Raw genomic sequence first — 13,275 nt, 5'->3', positions numbered from 1 at the left:
CCGACATTCTCGTGTCCGAGCAGTCCGCGCCGGGATCCGGCGGGTCCGGACGTCCCTCCGGCCGGCTGCTCGAGGTCGACGACCTGCGGGTGGAGTTCCGTACCCGGGACGGCGTCGCAAAGGTCATCAACGGGGTCACGTACCACGTCGACGCGGGGGAGACCCTCGCCGTGCTCGGCGAGTCCGGCTCCGGCAAGAGCGTCACGGCGCAGACCATCATGGGCATCCTCGACACGCCCCCCGGGTTCGTCACCGGTGGGCAGGTCCGCTTCCACGGCAAGGACATGCTCAGCATGTCGGCCGAGGAGCGCCGCCGCATCCGCGGTGAGGGCATCGCGATGATCTTCCAGGACGCGCTCTCCGCCCTGAACCCGGTCTTCACCGTCGGGTTCCAGATCGCCGAGCAGTTCCGGATCCGGCGGGGCATGGGTCGCGCCGAGGCCAAGAAGCGCGCGATCGAGATGCTCGACCAGGTCAAGATCCCGAACGCCAAGGGCCGGTTCAACAACTACCCGCACCAGTTCTCGGGTGGCATGCGGCAGCGCGCGATGATCGCGATGTCGCTGGCGCTCGACCCCGAGGTGCTGATCGCGGACGAGCCGACCACCGCGCTCGACGTGACCGTGCAGGCCCAGATCATGGACCTGCTCGCGGAGCTCCAGCGTGAGCGGCAGATGGGCATGATCCTGATCACCCACGACCTCGGCGTGGTCGCCGATGTCGCGGACCGGATCGCCGTCATGTACGCGGGTCGCATCGTCGAGGAAGCCGACGTGTACGACCTGTACGCCAAGCCGGCGCACCCGTACACGATGGGTCTGATCGACTCGATTCCGCGGCTCGACGAGAAGGGGCAGCAGCTCCGGACGATCAAGGGTCTCCCGCCGAACCTGATGAACATCCCGCCGGGCTGCCCGTTCAACCCGCGCTGCCCCATGGCTCAGCCGGTATGCCGGGAGAAGGTCCCCCCGCTGCTTCAGGTGGGCCACGCCCGGGCCAGCGCCTGCCACTTCGCCGAGGAGCTGGTGAACCGTGTCTGAGAACATCCTCGAGGTCCGTGACCTGGTCAAGCACTACCCCGTCACCCAGGGCGTGGTGTTCAAGAAGACCGTGGGTCACGTCAAGGCCGTCGACGGGGTCTCGTTCGGTCTGGGGGCCGGCGAGACGCTCGGTGTCGTCGGCGAGTCCGGCTGCGGCAAGTCGACCCTCGCCCGGGTTCTGATGAACCTGGAGAAGCCGACCGCCGGTGGGGTGATCTACAAGGGCCAGGACATCTCCAAGCTCTCCGGCGGCGCGCTGCGTCGGCTGCGTCGGCAGATCCAGCTGGTCATGCAGGACCCGTACACGTCGCTGAACCCGCGCATGACGGTCGGCGACCTGATCGGTGAGCCGTTCGAGATCCACCCGGAGGTGGCGCCGAAGGGCAGCCGTCGGGCCAAGGTCCGCGAGCTGCTCGACCTGGTCGGGTTGAACCCGGAGCACATCAACCGGTACCCGCACCAGTTCTCCGGCGGTCAGCGTCAGCGCATCGGCATCGCCCGGGCGCTCGCGCTGCGGCCCGAGGTGATCGTCTGCGACGAGCCCGTCTCGGCGCTCGACGTCTCCATCCAGGCCCAGGTGATGAACCTGCTGGAGAAGTTGCAGGGTGAGCTGGGGCTCTCGTACATCTTCATCGCCCACGACCTGTCGGTGGTCCGCCACCTGTCGGACCGGGTGGCGGTGATGTACCTCGGCAAGATCGTCGAGATCGGCACCGAGGACGAGATCTACGAGCGGCCGACCCACCCGTACACCCAGGCGCTGCTCTCGGCGGTGCCGGTGCCGGACCCGACCCAGCGGAACAACAAGACGATCATCCGGCTCACGGGTGACGTGCCGTCGCCGATCAGCCCGCCCTCGGGCTGCCGGTTCCGGACCCGCTGCTGGAAGGCGCAGGATGTCTGCGCCGAGCAGGTCCCGCTGCTGGAGATCCGCCGCGACTCGGACCACCCGAGCGCCTGCCACTTCGCGGAGCGACGCGAGATCGTCGCCACCCACGAGGCGTGATTCACCGGAACCGCCTGCCGACGTCACCACGACGACGGCAGGCGGTTTCGTCTGTCCGGGCTCGCCCGTCAGAGCGGGCCGCGGCCGGCGCGTAGCAGCAACAGCGCCAGTTGCGTGCCGTCGGCGCCGAGCGCGAGCCGGAAGCGTTCCAGGATGTCCCGTTCCCGGGAGAGCACCAGCCGGGTGCCTCCGGAGGCCATCCGGGTCGCGCCCACCTCCCGCGACAGTGCGGCCCGCTCCTGCCAGAGCGTGATCAGGGCATGGTCGATCTCGTCGATCCGCTCCCTGATCTGCACGATCCGCGCGGCGGCGGTCGGCTCCACCGTGCCGGTCCGCGCGTCGGCCGGGTCGCCGGATTCCGCCGGAGGGCCCGCTGGCGGCACGCTCCCGTCCGCCAGGGCCTGTGCCGGGTCCGGCCGCGCCGGGCCGCCGTTCTGCTCCACCACGTCTGTCATCATCGGGTACCTCTCGCGCTCTGGTGCCCCGTGCCCGCAACCCGGGACGAAAAAGCCCCGGACTCCAGGAGCCCGGGGCTTTTCGCAGGTCTGATCGATCAGGCGCGACCTACGGCAGCCGGACTCCCGGTGCCGTAGTAAAAGTAGTAGCGCGCAGCGATCACGCCGTTGAGTATGCCCACCCCGGTCCCCGGTACGCAAGCAGCCGGCGTCGACGGGTCGGCCCGCACCGGTCGGGAAGTGTCCGGCTGGCGGCATAGACTTGTCGCGCGATGCATCCTCTCTTCGACATCCCCGCGTCCCCGCCCGCGCCGGAGTCCGCGCCGGCCCGCCCGCACCGGCCCGGGTCGGCCTCCGCCCACCTCGATCCGCGGCAACTCCTCGACGGGTTGAACGGGCCGCAGCGCGACGCGGTCAGCCACGCCGGCTCCCCGTTGCTGATCGTGGCCGGCGCGGGTTCCGGCAAGACCCGGGTGCTCACCCACCGGATCGCCTACCTGCTCGCCGCCCGGGACGTCCATCCCGGCGAGATCATCGCCATCACCTTCACCAACAAGGCGGCGGGCGAGATGAAGGAGCGCGTCGCCGCGCTTGTCGGCCCTCGGGCCCGGCTGATGTGGGTGTCGACGTTCCACTCCGCGTGCGTCCGCATCCTGCGTGCCGAGCACGAGCACGCCGGCCTCAAGTCGACATTCTCGATCTACGACGCGGACGACTCCCGTCGGCTCATGCAGTTGGTCACCCGTGAACTGGATCTCGACCCGAAGCGTTACCCGGCGCGTGGGCTGGCCGCCCAGGTCTCCAACCTCAAGAACGAGTTGGTCGACCCCGAGCAGTTCGCCGCGCGGGCCAACGGGCCCAACGAGCGGGCGCTCGCCGAGGCGTACACGCTCTACCAGCGCCGGCTGCGCGAGGCGCACGCGCTGGACTTCGACGACCTGATCATGACGACGGTGCACCTGCTCCAGTCCCACCCGCACGTGGCGGAGAGCTACCGGCGGCGGTTCCGGCACGTGCTCGTCGACGAGTACCAGGACACCAACCACGCCCAGTACGTCCTGATCAAGGAGCTGGTCTCCGGCACCGACGGGCTGGCACCGGCCGAGCTGTGCGTGGTCGGTGACGCCGACCAGTCGATCTACGCGTTCCGGGGCGCGACGATCCGCAACATCCTGGAGTTCGAGCGGGACTTCACCGACGCGCGGACGATCCTGCTGGAACAGAACTACCGCTCCACGCAGACCATCCTCAACGCGGCCAACGCGGTGATCGACCGGAACACCTCCCGCAAGCCCAAGCGGCTGTGGAGCGAGGCCGGCGACGGCGAGCGGATCGTCGGGTACGTGGCGGACACCGAGCACGCCGAGGCCGACTGGGTGGGCCGGGAGATCGACCGACTGGTCGACGCCGACGAGACCCGTCCCGGTGACGTCGCGGTCTTCTACCGCACCAACGCCCAGTCCCGCGTCTTCGAGGAGGTGTTCATCCGGGCCGGCCTGCCCTACAAGGTCGTCGGCGGGGTGCGCTTCTACGAGCGCAAGGAGGTCCGCGACGCGCTGGCGTACCTGCGTTCGGTGGTCAACGACGACGACACGGTGAGCCTGCGGCGGGTGCTGAACACCCCGCGCCGGGGGATCGGCGACCGCGCGGAGGCGTGCGTCGAGGCGTTGTCCAGCCGCGACCGGATCTCCTTCGGCGCGGCGCTGCGGCGTGCCAAGGACGCCCCGGGCATCTCCACCCGGGCGGCCAACGGCATCGCCGACTTCGTGGCGCTGCTCGACGGCGCGCGGGAGCTGGCCGAGACCGGCACCCCGGAGGAGGTGCTGGAGGCCCTGCTGACCCGTTCGGGCTACCTCACCGAGCTGGAGGAGAGCCTCGACCCGCAGGACGCCGGTCGGGTGGACAACCTCCAGGAGCTGGTCAGCGTCGCCCGGGAGTACACCGAACGGATCGAGTCGCTGGGCGCCGACGGGGAGCGGGCCACCCTGGCCGGTTTCCTGGAGCAGGTCGCGCTGGTGGCCGACGCCGACCAGATCCCCTCCGACGACCCCGATCACCAGGGGGTCGTCACGCTGATGACGTTGCACACCGCCAAGGGCCTGGAATTCCCGGTGGTCTTCCTGACCGGTCTCGAGGACGGCGTCTTCCCGCACCTGCGTTCGCTGGGCGACAGCCGTGAGCTGGAGGAGGAGCGCCGCCTGGCGTACGTCGGGATCACCCGTGCCCGACAGCGGCTCTACCTCTCCCGGGCGGTCACCCGCTCGGCGTGGGGGCAGCCGTCCTACAACCCGCCGTCACGGTTCCTGGAGGAGCTGCCGCCGGAGCTGGTGCGTTGGGAGCGCACCGAGGGGTCGTACACCTCGTGGGCCGGCGGGGGCGGCGGCGTCGGTGGCCGCGCGGACCGCGCGCCCGGCGGGCGCGGCACCTTCACCGGGGGTACGCCCAAGGCGGCCCAGCTCGCCCAGCGGCTCGGCGTGGACGGCAGTCGCCTGACCACGGCCAGCGAGCTGCCGCAGGGGCCGAAGGTGGCGGCCGGCGACCGGGTCAACCACCAGCGCTACGGCCTGGGGCGGGTGCTCGCCGTCGAGGGGCACGGCCCAGGCGCCCGCGCGCAGATCGACTTCGGCGACCAGACCATGTGGCTGGTCCTCCGCCACGCCCCGGTAGACAAGCTCTAACCCCGCCCCCTTCCCGCGCCGATCTTGCACTTTCTGCGGCGACATAACGGGCACGAGCCCTCATGTCGACAACCGAAAGTGCAAGATCGGCGCAGGCGGGGGAGGGTCAGCAGCCCAGGTTGACGCCGCGGGCGCGCATGAAGGGGGCCGGGTCGATCTGGTTCCACATGCCCTGGTGCACCTCGAAGTGCAGGTGTGGGCCGGTGGCGTCGCCGGTGGCGCCCTCGTAGCCGATCACCTGGCCCGCTTTGACCGCCTGGCCGACGGTGACGGCGATGCGGCTCTGGTGGGCGTAGTGGGTCAGGTAGCCGTTGCCGTGGTCGATGAAGACGGAGTTGCCGTACCCGTCGGCGGCGTCACCGGCCTGGGTGACCGTGCCGGCCGCCGCGGCGCGGATGGGGGTGCCCGAGGGCAGCGCCAGGTCGATCCCGGCGTGCAGGGTCCCCCAACGCTGGCCGTAGCAGGAGGTGACCGAGGCGCCGGGCATCGGGTCGACCCAGGCGGCCGTCGGCTTGGTGGTCTTCTTCGGCTTCGGCTTCGGCTTGGCGGAGGCCGTCTTGGTCGGGGACGGGCTGGCGGTGACCGGCGACGGGCTCACGGTCGGGCTGGTCGACGGGGAGGCGGGCGCGCTCGACTCGCGGGCCGAACGGTCGGCCCGGCTGGCGGCATCGGCCCGGGACTGCGCGTCGAGCGAGACGGCGGTGGGCGCCGGGCGGTCGGGTCCGGTGGTGGCGACGGCGACCCCGCCCAGGCCGAGGGCGACCAGGCCGGCAGCGCCGAGCACGATGAGGCGGTTCCGCCGGCGGGCACGCCGAGGCTGCTCACCGGTGGTGTCGGGGGTGTTCTCGTTCTGGACGGGGCTGTCTTCCTGCACGGCGGACCTTCACAGTCGAGGGGGCACTTGACCTCGAAATACTGGTGCCGGGCGGAACGGGGCGACCGCCGGGACCGGACGCCCGACCCGCAGGCGGGTACGGAAGCGGTCCGTTATGCAGAGGTCTGCGGCGTTCTGTCGGTAAAAGTGATCATGTCGGCCGTGGGCTGGGTCACAGTCGTCGTTGTGACCCAGGAAACATGGCCGGACGCGAAACCGCCCGGATCGAAAGATCCGGGCGGTTAACGGTCAGTACGCAGCGTCAGGACGCGGCTACCTCGCTGTAGATTGCCTCGACTTGCAGCTTGATGTCCACTCCGCGCTCCTGCAGGTACGGAACGGGGTCGATCGGCGCGCCCTTGACATGAAGCTCGAGGTGCAGGTGGGTGCCGTAGGCGTGACCGGTCTGGCCCACCAGGCCGAGCTGGTCGCCCGCCTTGACCTGCTGCCCCTCCTTGACGCTGACCGCGGAGGAGTGGCCGTAGATGGCCTCGCTGCCGTCGGCGTGCTGCACGATCACCGTGTAGCCGTAGCCACCGAACCAGCCGGCCTTGGTGACCAGCCCGTCGTGGACGGCCACGTACGGCGTGCCCTCGGGGACGACCAGGTCGACGCCGGTGTGCAGCTTGCCCCACCGCATGCCGTACGGGGAGTTGAAGTCGTAGCCCTGCAGCGGCAGCATCCAGACGTCGGGCTCGGCCGCTTCCTTGCCGCGGCTGTCCCGGGAGGCGCGGTCGGCGTTGTCCGCCCGGGCCGCGGCGTCCTGGCTGGTGATCGACGCCTGCTTGAGCTCGTCGAGGACCGAGGGGCTGACGTCCTTGGCATCCGGCATGGCCGACGCGCCCAGCGCGACGATGCCCGCGCCGACGAACGCGGTGGTGACGACGGCCGCGTAACGGCTACGCGGGGGGGTGGGTACGCGGCGGCGGCCGCGATATCTATCGGGCTCAGACGACAGGCGCTGGCGCACGCACACCCTCCGTTGTCGGGGTTCCGAAGCGACCGGTGGACGTTCGTGAAGCTCGGGTGAACGTCTGCCGACCGCGTCGTCACCCGTCCATGGACCTGATGACAACCGTGGACACGTTAGCCAACCACCAGGCGAGTCACAAGCCAGAGCGCCGAATTGGCGTGTCAATCTGTCCCTTTCCGTCCGTGATTGTCATGCATCGCGTCGTCGAACGGTGCCCCCGTAACCACCCGTTCGTCGCCGAGCGTGACCGATCCGGCGGAGTAGTCCGGCTTGACGCCGGGGCCGGGTGAGGGCGGGTGCCGCCGGGCACGTCCCGCGTCGCCGGCATGTCGGGCGTGTTTCCAGCCCGGATTTCCCGACCCCGGTCGGGCGGGTTACCGTTCGTTCAGGTGAAGGCCGTGGAGCCGGTGAAAGGTGTGCGCTGATGAGCTCTCGAATTCGGGTCGTCGTCGCCAAGCCAGGTCTGGACGGCCACGACCGCGGCGCGAAGGTCGTCGCCCGGGCCCTGCGGGACGCCGGCATGGAGGTCGTCTACACCGGCCTGCACCAGACGCCGGAGCAGATCGTGGAGACGGCCATCCAGGAGGACGCCGACGCGGTCGGACTCTCCGTGCTCTCCGGCGCGCACATGACGCTCTTCCGTCGGGTGCTGGAGTTGCTCACCGAGCGCGACTCCCGGGACATCGTCGTCTTCGGTGGCGGCATCATTCCGAACGACGACATCCCGGAGCTGGAGAAGCTGGGCGTCGCGAAGATCTTCACGCCGGGCGCCACCACCCAGGCGATCGTCGAGTGGGTCCGCGAGAACGTGGCGCAGCCGGTCTCCTGAGCGGCACGGGGATCCGGGCACGGGGGAGGGGCCGGACGCACCCCTCACACGTCCGGCCCCTCTATGCACGATGCCCCGCCGCCACCCCTCGACCGACAGGGCATCGGCCGTATCCCGTCTTTGCGCTGCTCAGCGCGCCGACACCTGACTCAACGACGCCCCGACGGGCGGGTTACGGACCCTCGGCAACATCCTCCGGACGATTGACGCCGCGCACGACGCGGCCGGAATCCGCACCACTCGACAGGGAGTTGTGCATTACCGCACACCGCGCACCCGCTCGGTTGCCGGCCGTGCCCACCTCGCTAGGCTGCCGCCAATGGCCTGTTTCAACTGATGACAGGCGTCAAACTGTTTTCTGAACGCTGGTGGCGGCGCGACGGCGCGCCGCGGAGACGGGACGGGACGCGCAATCGTGGACCTGTACGAGTACCAGGGGCGGGACCTGTTCGAGCGGCACGGCTTGCCCGTGCTGGCCGGCGGCGTCGCCACGACCCCGGAAGAGGCCCGCGCGATCGCCGAACGCCTCGGCGGTCGAGTGGTCGTCAAGGCGCAGGTGAAGGTCGGCGGCCGAGGCAAGGCCGGTGGCGTCAAGCTCGCCGAGGGCCCGGATGAGGCGGTGGCGCGGGCCACCGACATCCTCGGCATGGACATCAAGGGTCACACCGTCCACAAGGTCATGATCACCGTGACGGCGGACGTGGCCGAGGAGTACTACTTCTCGTACCTGCTCGACCGGGCGAACCGCACCTTCCTCTGCATCGCCAGCGTCGCCGGCGGTATGGACATCGAGCAGGTCGCCGCCGAGACCCCGGACCGCGTGGTGAAGGCGCCGATCGACGCCAACACCGGCGTGGACGAGGCCAAGGCGCGGGAGATCGTCACCGCGGCCGGCTTCCCGGCCGAGGTCGCCGACCAGGTCGTCGAGGTGGCCGTCGGTCTGTGGCAGGCGTTCGTCGCCGAGGACGCCACCCTGGTCGAGGTGAACCCGCTCGCCAAGAACGGTGACGGGCGGCTGCTGCTGCTCGACGCCAAGATCACGCTGGACGAGAACGCCGCGTTCCGGCACCCGGACCACGAGGCCCTGGTCGACCAGGCCAGCGTGGACCCGCTCGAGCAGGCGGCCAAGGAGAAGGACCTCAACTACGTCAAGCTCGACGGTGAGGTCGGCATCATCGGCAACGGCGCGGGTCTGGTCATGTCGACCCTCGACGTGGTCGCGTACGCCGGCGAGCGGCACGGCAACGTCAAGCCGGCCAACTTCCTCGACATCGGCGGCGGCGCGAGCGCCGCGGTGATGGCGAACGGCCTGGAGATCGTGCTCTCCGACCCGGCCGTGAAGAGCGTCTTCGTCAACGTCTTCGGTGGCATCACCGCCTGCGACGCCGTCGCCAACGGCATCGTGCAGGCGCTCGACCTGCTGAAGCAGCGGGGCGAGGAGGTCACCAAGCCGCTCGTCGTCCGGCTCGACGGCAACAACGCGGAGGCCGGTCGGGCGATCCTCGACGGCGCGAACAACCCGCTGATCCAGCGGGTCGACACCATGGACGGCGCGGCCGAGCGGGCCGCCGAGCTGGCAGCTGCGGGGGTCTGACAATGGCTATCTGGCTGACCAAGGACTCCAAGGTCATCGTGCAGGGGATGACCGGTTCCGAGGGTTCCAAGCACACCCGGCGGATGCTCGCCGCCGGCACCAACGTGGTGGGCGGCGTCAACCCGCGCAAGGCGGGCCAGAAGGTCGACTTCGACGGCACCGAACTGCCGGTCTTCGCGTCCGTGGCGGACGCCATGGCCGAGACCGGCGCCGACGTCACCGTCATCTTCGTACCGCCGCAGTTCACCAAGGCCGCCGTGGTCGAGGCGATCGACGCCGCGATCGGCCTGGCCGTGGTGATCACCGAGGGCGTGCCGGTGCACGACACCGCCGCGTTCTGGGCGTACAACCTCGCGCAGGGCGAGCGGACCCGGATCATCGGGCCGAACTGCCCGGGCATCGCCTCGCCGGGCGCGTCCAACGCCGGCATCATCCCGGCCGACATCACCGGCTCCGGCCGGATCGGCCTGGTCAGCAAGAGCGGCACGCTGACCTACCAGATGATGTACGAGCTGCGCGACATCGGCTTCTCCACCTGCGTCGGCATCGGCGGTGACCCGATCATCGGCACCACGCACATCGACGCCCTCAAGGCGTTCGAGGCCGACCCGGAGACCGACGCCATCGTGATGATCGGTGAGATCGGCGGCGACGCCGAGGAGCGGGCCGCCGAGTTCATCAAGGCCAACGTCACCAAGCCGGTGGTGGGCTACATCGCCGGCTTCACCGCGCCCCCCGGCAAGACCATGGGCCACGCCGGCGCGATCATCTCCGGCTCGGCCGGCACCGCCGAGGCGAAGCAGGCGGCGCTCGAGGCCGTCGGGGTGAAGGTCGGCAAGACGCCGACCGAGACCGCGAAGCTGATGCGGGAGATCATGTCCGGCAGCTGAGCCGACAGGGCACCAGCGAAGGGGTCGACCGGAACCGGTCGACCCCTTCGTCGTACCGCCCGGTCAGTCGTTGTTCCAAAACGGGTAGTTGCCGGTGAGCCGCAGGATCGACCCACCGATGATGTTGATCACGCCGAAGACGATGGCGAGGTAGCCGAGCACCGGTGACTGGCCGTTGCGCCGCGCGTCGCGCAATGACAGGTAGCCGAAGATGATGCCGAGGATGCCGCAACAGATCAGGCCGAGGACGATGCCCAGCACGCCCCAGAGCGTCGTGCGGTCCCGGCCCCTGGCCGGCGGTGGCGGCGGGTATGCGGTCGTCACGACTACCTCCGGTGGGTCGTGGGCGGCCGACCGACCCGGGTCGCGACCGGCGGGTGGGGCCCGACGGCGGCGACGGCCACCCCCTCAGGGCCGACGCTAGACCCGTCCGGGTCGCCCGGACCCCGGTTCGCCCAACTCGCCGCCCTCCGGGGCGGGTTATCGGACTGCCACAGCCCGCGCGACGTGCCAGAGTAGAGCGGATGTCCCCCGTCACCCCTGACCGTCCCAGCCGTGCGGGCGGCGTACGCGCCGACGACCGGCCGGTCGACCGCGCCGCGCCGCGCCGACGGGTGCCCGCGCCCCGCGCCGGCGAGTCGCCACGCGGTCGGGCGCCGCTGCCCGTCGCCGCCGGGGTGGCCGCCGGTGGGGCCGCACTCACCTCGTACCTGCCGGTGGCCATCGTGCTCGGCCTGGTCCAGCTCGGGGCGGACTCCACCACGCTGGGCGGCACGCTGCGCACGGCGTTGGCCGGTTGGCTGGTGGGGCACGGCGTTCCACTGCACACCGAGGCCGGGCCGTTCGGGCTCGCCCCGCTGGCGCTGACCGTGCTCGCGCTGTGGCGACTCACCCGGGCCGGGGTGCACGTGAGCCGCGCGATCGGCGCCCGCGACAGCCAATCACCGCGCCGGGCGCTGATCGCGGCCGGAGCGGTCGGTCTGGCGTACGCGCTGCTCGGCGCCCTCGCCGCGGTGCTGATCGGCGCGCACGGCCCACAGGTGTCGCCGGTGCGGGCGGCGGTCACCTTCGCGGTGGTCGGCACGCTCGGCGCGTTGGTCGGCGCGATCCGCGTCACCGCCGTGACCCGGCTGCTCGTCACCCGGATACCCGGCCCGCTGCGCGACGGCGTCCGCACCGGTCTGGTGGCGGCGCTCCTGCTCCTCGGGGCGGGCGCGGGTGCGGCCGGCCTGGCCGTGGCCACCGGCGGTGGCGACGCGGCGGACATGATCGGCGCGTACCGGACCGGGGTGGCCGGGCAGGCCGGGATCACGCTGGTCAGCACGGCGTACGCGCCGAACGCGGCGATCTGGTCGACGAGCTATCTGCTCGGGCCGGGCTTCGCGGTCGGCGTCGACACAGCCGTGCGTACCAGCGAGGTCTCCGTCGGCGCGCTGCCGGCCGTACCCCTGCTCGCCGGCCTGCCCCGCGGCCCGGTGGACGGCCTCGGCGGCCTGCTGCTGGCGGTGCCGGTGCTGGCCGGGATGGTCGCCGGCTGGCTGCTCGCCCGCCGACTGGCCCGCGTCGCCGGGCCGGAGCGTGCCCCGCGGCGCTGGTCGGAGTTGCTGGTGCCGGCGGCGCTGGCCGGCCCGGTGGCCGGCGTGCTGCTCGGCGTCATCGCCGCGGCCTCCGGCGGACCGCTCGGGGCGGGGCGGCTGGCACAGCTCGGGCCGGTGGCCTGGCAGGTCGGTGCCGTGGCGACCGGCGTCATCGCGGTCGGCGCGCTGCTCGGCGCCGTCGCCACCCGGGTGCTCGCCCGCGCCCCCCGTCCCACCCCAGCACCGCGCCCCACCGCCTGACCTCGCGGCGGGAAAGGGCGCGGGGCGCCCCGGAGGAGATCCGGAGCGCCCCGATACGAGCCGAGCCGATCAGGGCTCGGTGGGCAGGTTCACGTTCGCGATGATGCCCAGGATGAACAGCAGGATGCCCAGGCCGACGCCGACCGCGCCGCAGATCAGACCGGCCTTGGCCTGGCCCGCGTTGCTGGCCTGGCCCTGCGCCACCTTCTGCTTGGCGAGGTAGCCGGTCACGACGCCCGCGATGCCCACCGGGATGCCCAGGTAGAGGCAGCAGACCAGCGGGATCGAGGCGATGCCGAGGATCATCGACACCAGGCCGAGGGTGTTGTTCTGCCCCTGGGCCTGCGGGTACCCGGCGTTCGGGTACGTCGGAGCGCCGTAGGGCGGCTGCTGCTGCCCGTACGGCGCCTGCGGCTGCTGCCCGTACGGAGCCTGCGGCGCGCCGTACGGGTCCTGCGGCGGCTGGCCGTAGGGCTGGCCCGAGGTGGGCTGGCCGTACGGCTGACCCGACGTGGGCTGCTGGCCGTACGGGGCGGCCGGCGGCGGTGCGTACGGGTCGTGCGGCGGCTGGGGTGCGGTCGGGTCGTTCGGCTGCTGGCCGTACGGGTCCTGACCGGGATTACCGGGCTGCATTCGAGAGAACTCCTTGGTTGGTTCCGTCAGTTGGTGCTGCTGTCCCCACTCATGATCGCGCCCAGGCCACCCAATGCACAGCACAGCAGCACGATGACAAGCCACGCGATGCCCACGATGAGGGCCCACTTGGACCACTTCCGCGACTCCGTCGCGGCGGCCTGGGCGCCGGCGTAGTCACCCTGCTGGAGCAGCGGGTTGACCTTCGACGCGTTGATGATCGCCGGGATGGCCAGCGGCCAGAACAGGAAGATGGCGACGATCGACATCGTCATGTTGTTGTTGATCGGCGGCTGCTGCTGGGGGTGTGCGCCGGGATGCATCGGGGGTGCTCCTCATTCAATCGGCACGCTCGCCGTGCCGGTTCACTGACAGGGGTGCGGGCCGGCACGGTGTCCAGCCCGGGCGACCGGCAGCGTACCGGGTCGATGCCCGTCCGCACCGGCCCAGATTCGGCGCGCCGCC

The 13,275-nt window shown here is 71.2% G+C and carries 13 protein-coding genes; 7 read left to right on the top strand and 6 right to left on the bottom strand.

From position 1 onward, the window contains the following. Positions 1 to 11 precede the first annotated feature (11 nt). Complete coding sequence (locus AC3EN4_RS18445; RefSeq protein WP_435207154.1) at positions 12 to 1,040, top strand: ABC transporter ATP-binding protein; 1,029 nt, start codon at positions 12 to 14, stop codon at positions 1,038 to 1,040. Then, entirely contained in the window at positions 1,033 to 2,046 is a 1,014-nt protein-coding gene (locus AC3EN4_RS18440; protein WP_435207091.1) for an ABC transporter ATP-binding protein, read from the top strand. The genes AC3EN4_RS18445 and AC3EN4_RS18440 overlap by 8 nt, the downstream gene beginning before the upstream one ends. A 68-nt stretch (positions 2,047 to 2,114) precedes the next feature. Here AC3EN4_RS18440 and AC3EN4_RS18435 read toward each other — a convergent pair whose 3' ends face one another. Then, positions 2,115 to 2,504, bottom strand: a complete 390-nt coding sequence (locus AC3EN4_RS18435; RefSeq protein WP_435207090.1) for a chorismate mutase — start codon at positions 2,502 to 2,504, stop codon at positions 2,115 to 2,117. A 269-nt stretch (positions 2,505 to 2,773) separates the two neighbouring features. Here AC3EN4_RS18435 and pcrA point away from each other — a divergent pair, with 269 nt between their 5' ends. Continuing rightward, the gene (gene pcrA, locus AC3EN4_RS18430) at positions 2,774 to 5,179 is read left to right on the top strand and encodes a DNA helicase PcrA (RefSeq protein ID WP_435207089.1); all 2,406 of its coding nucleotides are present in this window, start codon (positions 2,774 to 2,776) and stop codon (positions 5,177 to 5,179) included. Positions 5,180 to 5,285: 106 nt separating this feature from the next. Here the strand turns inward: pcrA and AC3EN4_RS18425 are convergent, their stop codons facing one another. Together AC3EN4_RS18425 and AC3EN4_RS18420 are read right to left on the bottom strand one after the other, a co-directional pair. After that, positions 5,286 to 6,053: a M23 family metallopeptidase gene (locus tag AC3EN4_RS18425; protein ID WP_435207088.1), complete on the bottom strand. Its 768-nt coding sequence runs from the start codon at positions 6,051 to 6,053 to the stop codon at positions 5,286 to 5,288. A 262-nt stretch (positions 6,054 to 6,315) separates the two neighbouring features. Beyond that, entirely contained in the window at positions 6,316 to 7,023 is a 708-nt protein-coding gene (locus tag AC3EN4_RS18420; RefSeq protein WP_422736882.1) for a M23 family metallopeptidase, read from the bottom strand. A gap of 427 nt (positions 7,024 to 7,450) precedes the next feature. Between AC3EN4_RS18420 and icmB the strand changes: the two genes are divergently transcribed. The 3 genes from icmB (at position 7,451) to sucD (ending at position 10,339) form a co-directional block, all read left to right on the top strand. Further along, positions 7,451 to 7,855 carry a coenzyme B12-dependent isobutyryl CoA mutase small subunit gene (icmB, locus tag AC3EN4_RS18415; RefSeq protein WP_422736881.1) on the top strand — a complete coding sequence of 135 codons (405 nt, stop codon included), beginning with the start codon at positions 7,451 to 7,453 and terminating at the stop codon, positions 7,853 to 7,855. A gap of 415 nt (positions 7,856 to 8,270) precedes the next feature. Continuing rightward, entirely contained in the window at positions 8,271 to 9,449 is a 1,179-nt protein-coding gene (sucC, locus tag AC3EN4_RS18410) for an ADP-forming succinate--CoA ligase subunit beta (protein ID WP_422736880.1), read from the top strand. A 2-nt stretch (positions 9,450 to 9,451) separates the two neighbouring features. Then, positions 9,452 to 10,339 (top strand): succinate--CoA ligase subunit alpha, encoded by an 888-nt coding sequence (gene sucD, locus AC3EN4_RS18405; RefSeq protein ID WP_422736879.1) that lies wholly within the window; start codon positions 9,452 to 9,454, stop codon positions 10,337 to 10,339. Between the two features lie 63 nt (positions 10,340 to 10,402). Here sucD and AC3EN4_RS18400 read toward each other — a convergent pair whose 3' ends face one another. Beyond that, positions 10,403 to 10,663 (bottom strand): DUF4190 domain-containing protein, encoded by a 261-nt coding sequence (locus AC3EN4_RS18400; protein WP_422736878.1) that lies wholly within the window; start codon positions 10,661 to 10,663, stop codon positions 10,403 to 10,405. A 200-nt stretch (positions 10,664 to 10,863) separates the two neighbouring features. Between AC3EN4_RS18400 and AC3EN4_RS18395 the strand changes: the two genes are divergently transcribed. Beyond that, a complete protein-coding gene (locus tag AC3EN4_RS18395) occupies positions 10,864 to 12,177 on the top strand; it encodes a cell division protein PerM (protein ID WP_435207087.1) in 1,314 nt (437 codons plus the stop codon). Positions 12,178 to 12,246: 69 nt separating this feature from the next. Here AC3EN4_RS18395 and AC3EN4_RS18390 read toward each other — a convergent pair whose 3' ends face one another. Both AC3EN4_RS18390 and AC3EN4_RS18385 read right to left on the bottom strand, forming a co-directional pair. Continuing rightward, complete coding sequence (locus tag AC3EN4_RS18390; RefSeq protein ID WP_435207086.1) at positions 12,247 to 12,810, bottom strand: DUF4190 domain-containing protein; 564 nt, start codon at positions 12,808 to 12,810, stop codon at positions 12,247 to 12,249. 26 nt (positions 12,811 to 12,836) lie between these two features. Then, on the bottom strand, positions 12,837 to 13,133 hold the full coding sequence (locus tag AC3EN4_RS18385; protein WP_422736875.1) for a CD225/dispanin family protein: 297 nt from the start codon (positions 13,131 to 13,133) through the stop codon (positions 12,837 to 12,839). Positions 13,134 to 13,275 lie beyond the last annotated feature (142 nt).

Source organism: Micromonospora sp. bgisy143 (assembly GCF_057708145.1).
This window is presented reverse-complemented; position numbering and strand designations above follow the sequence as displayed.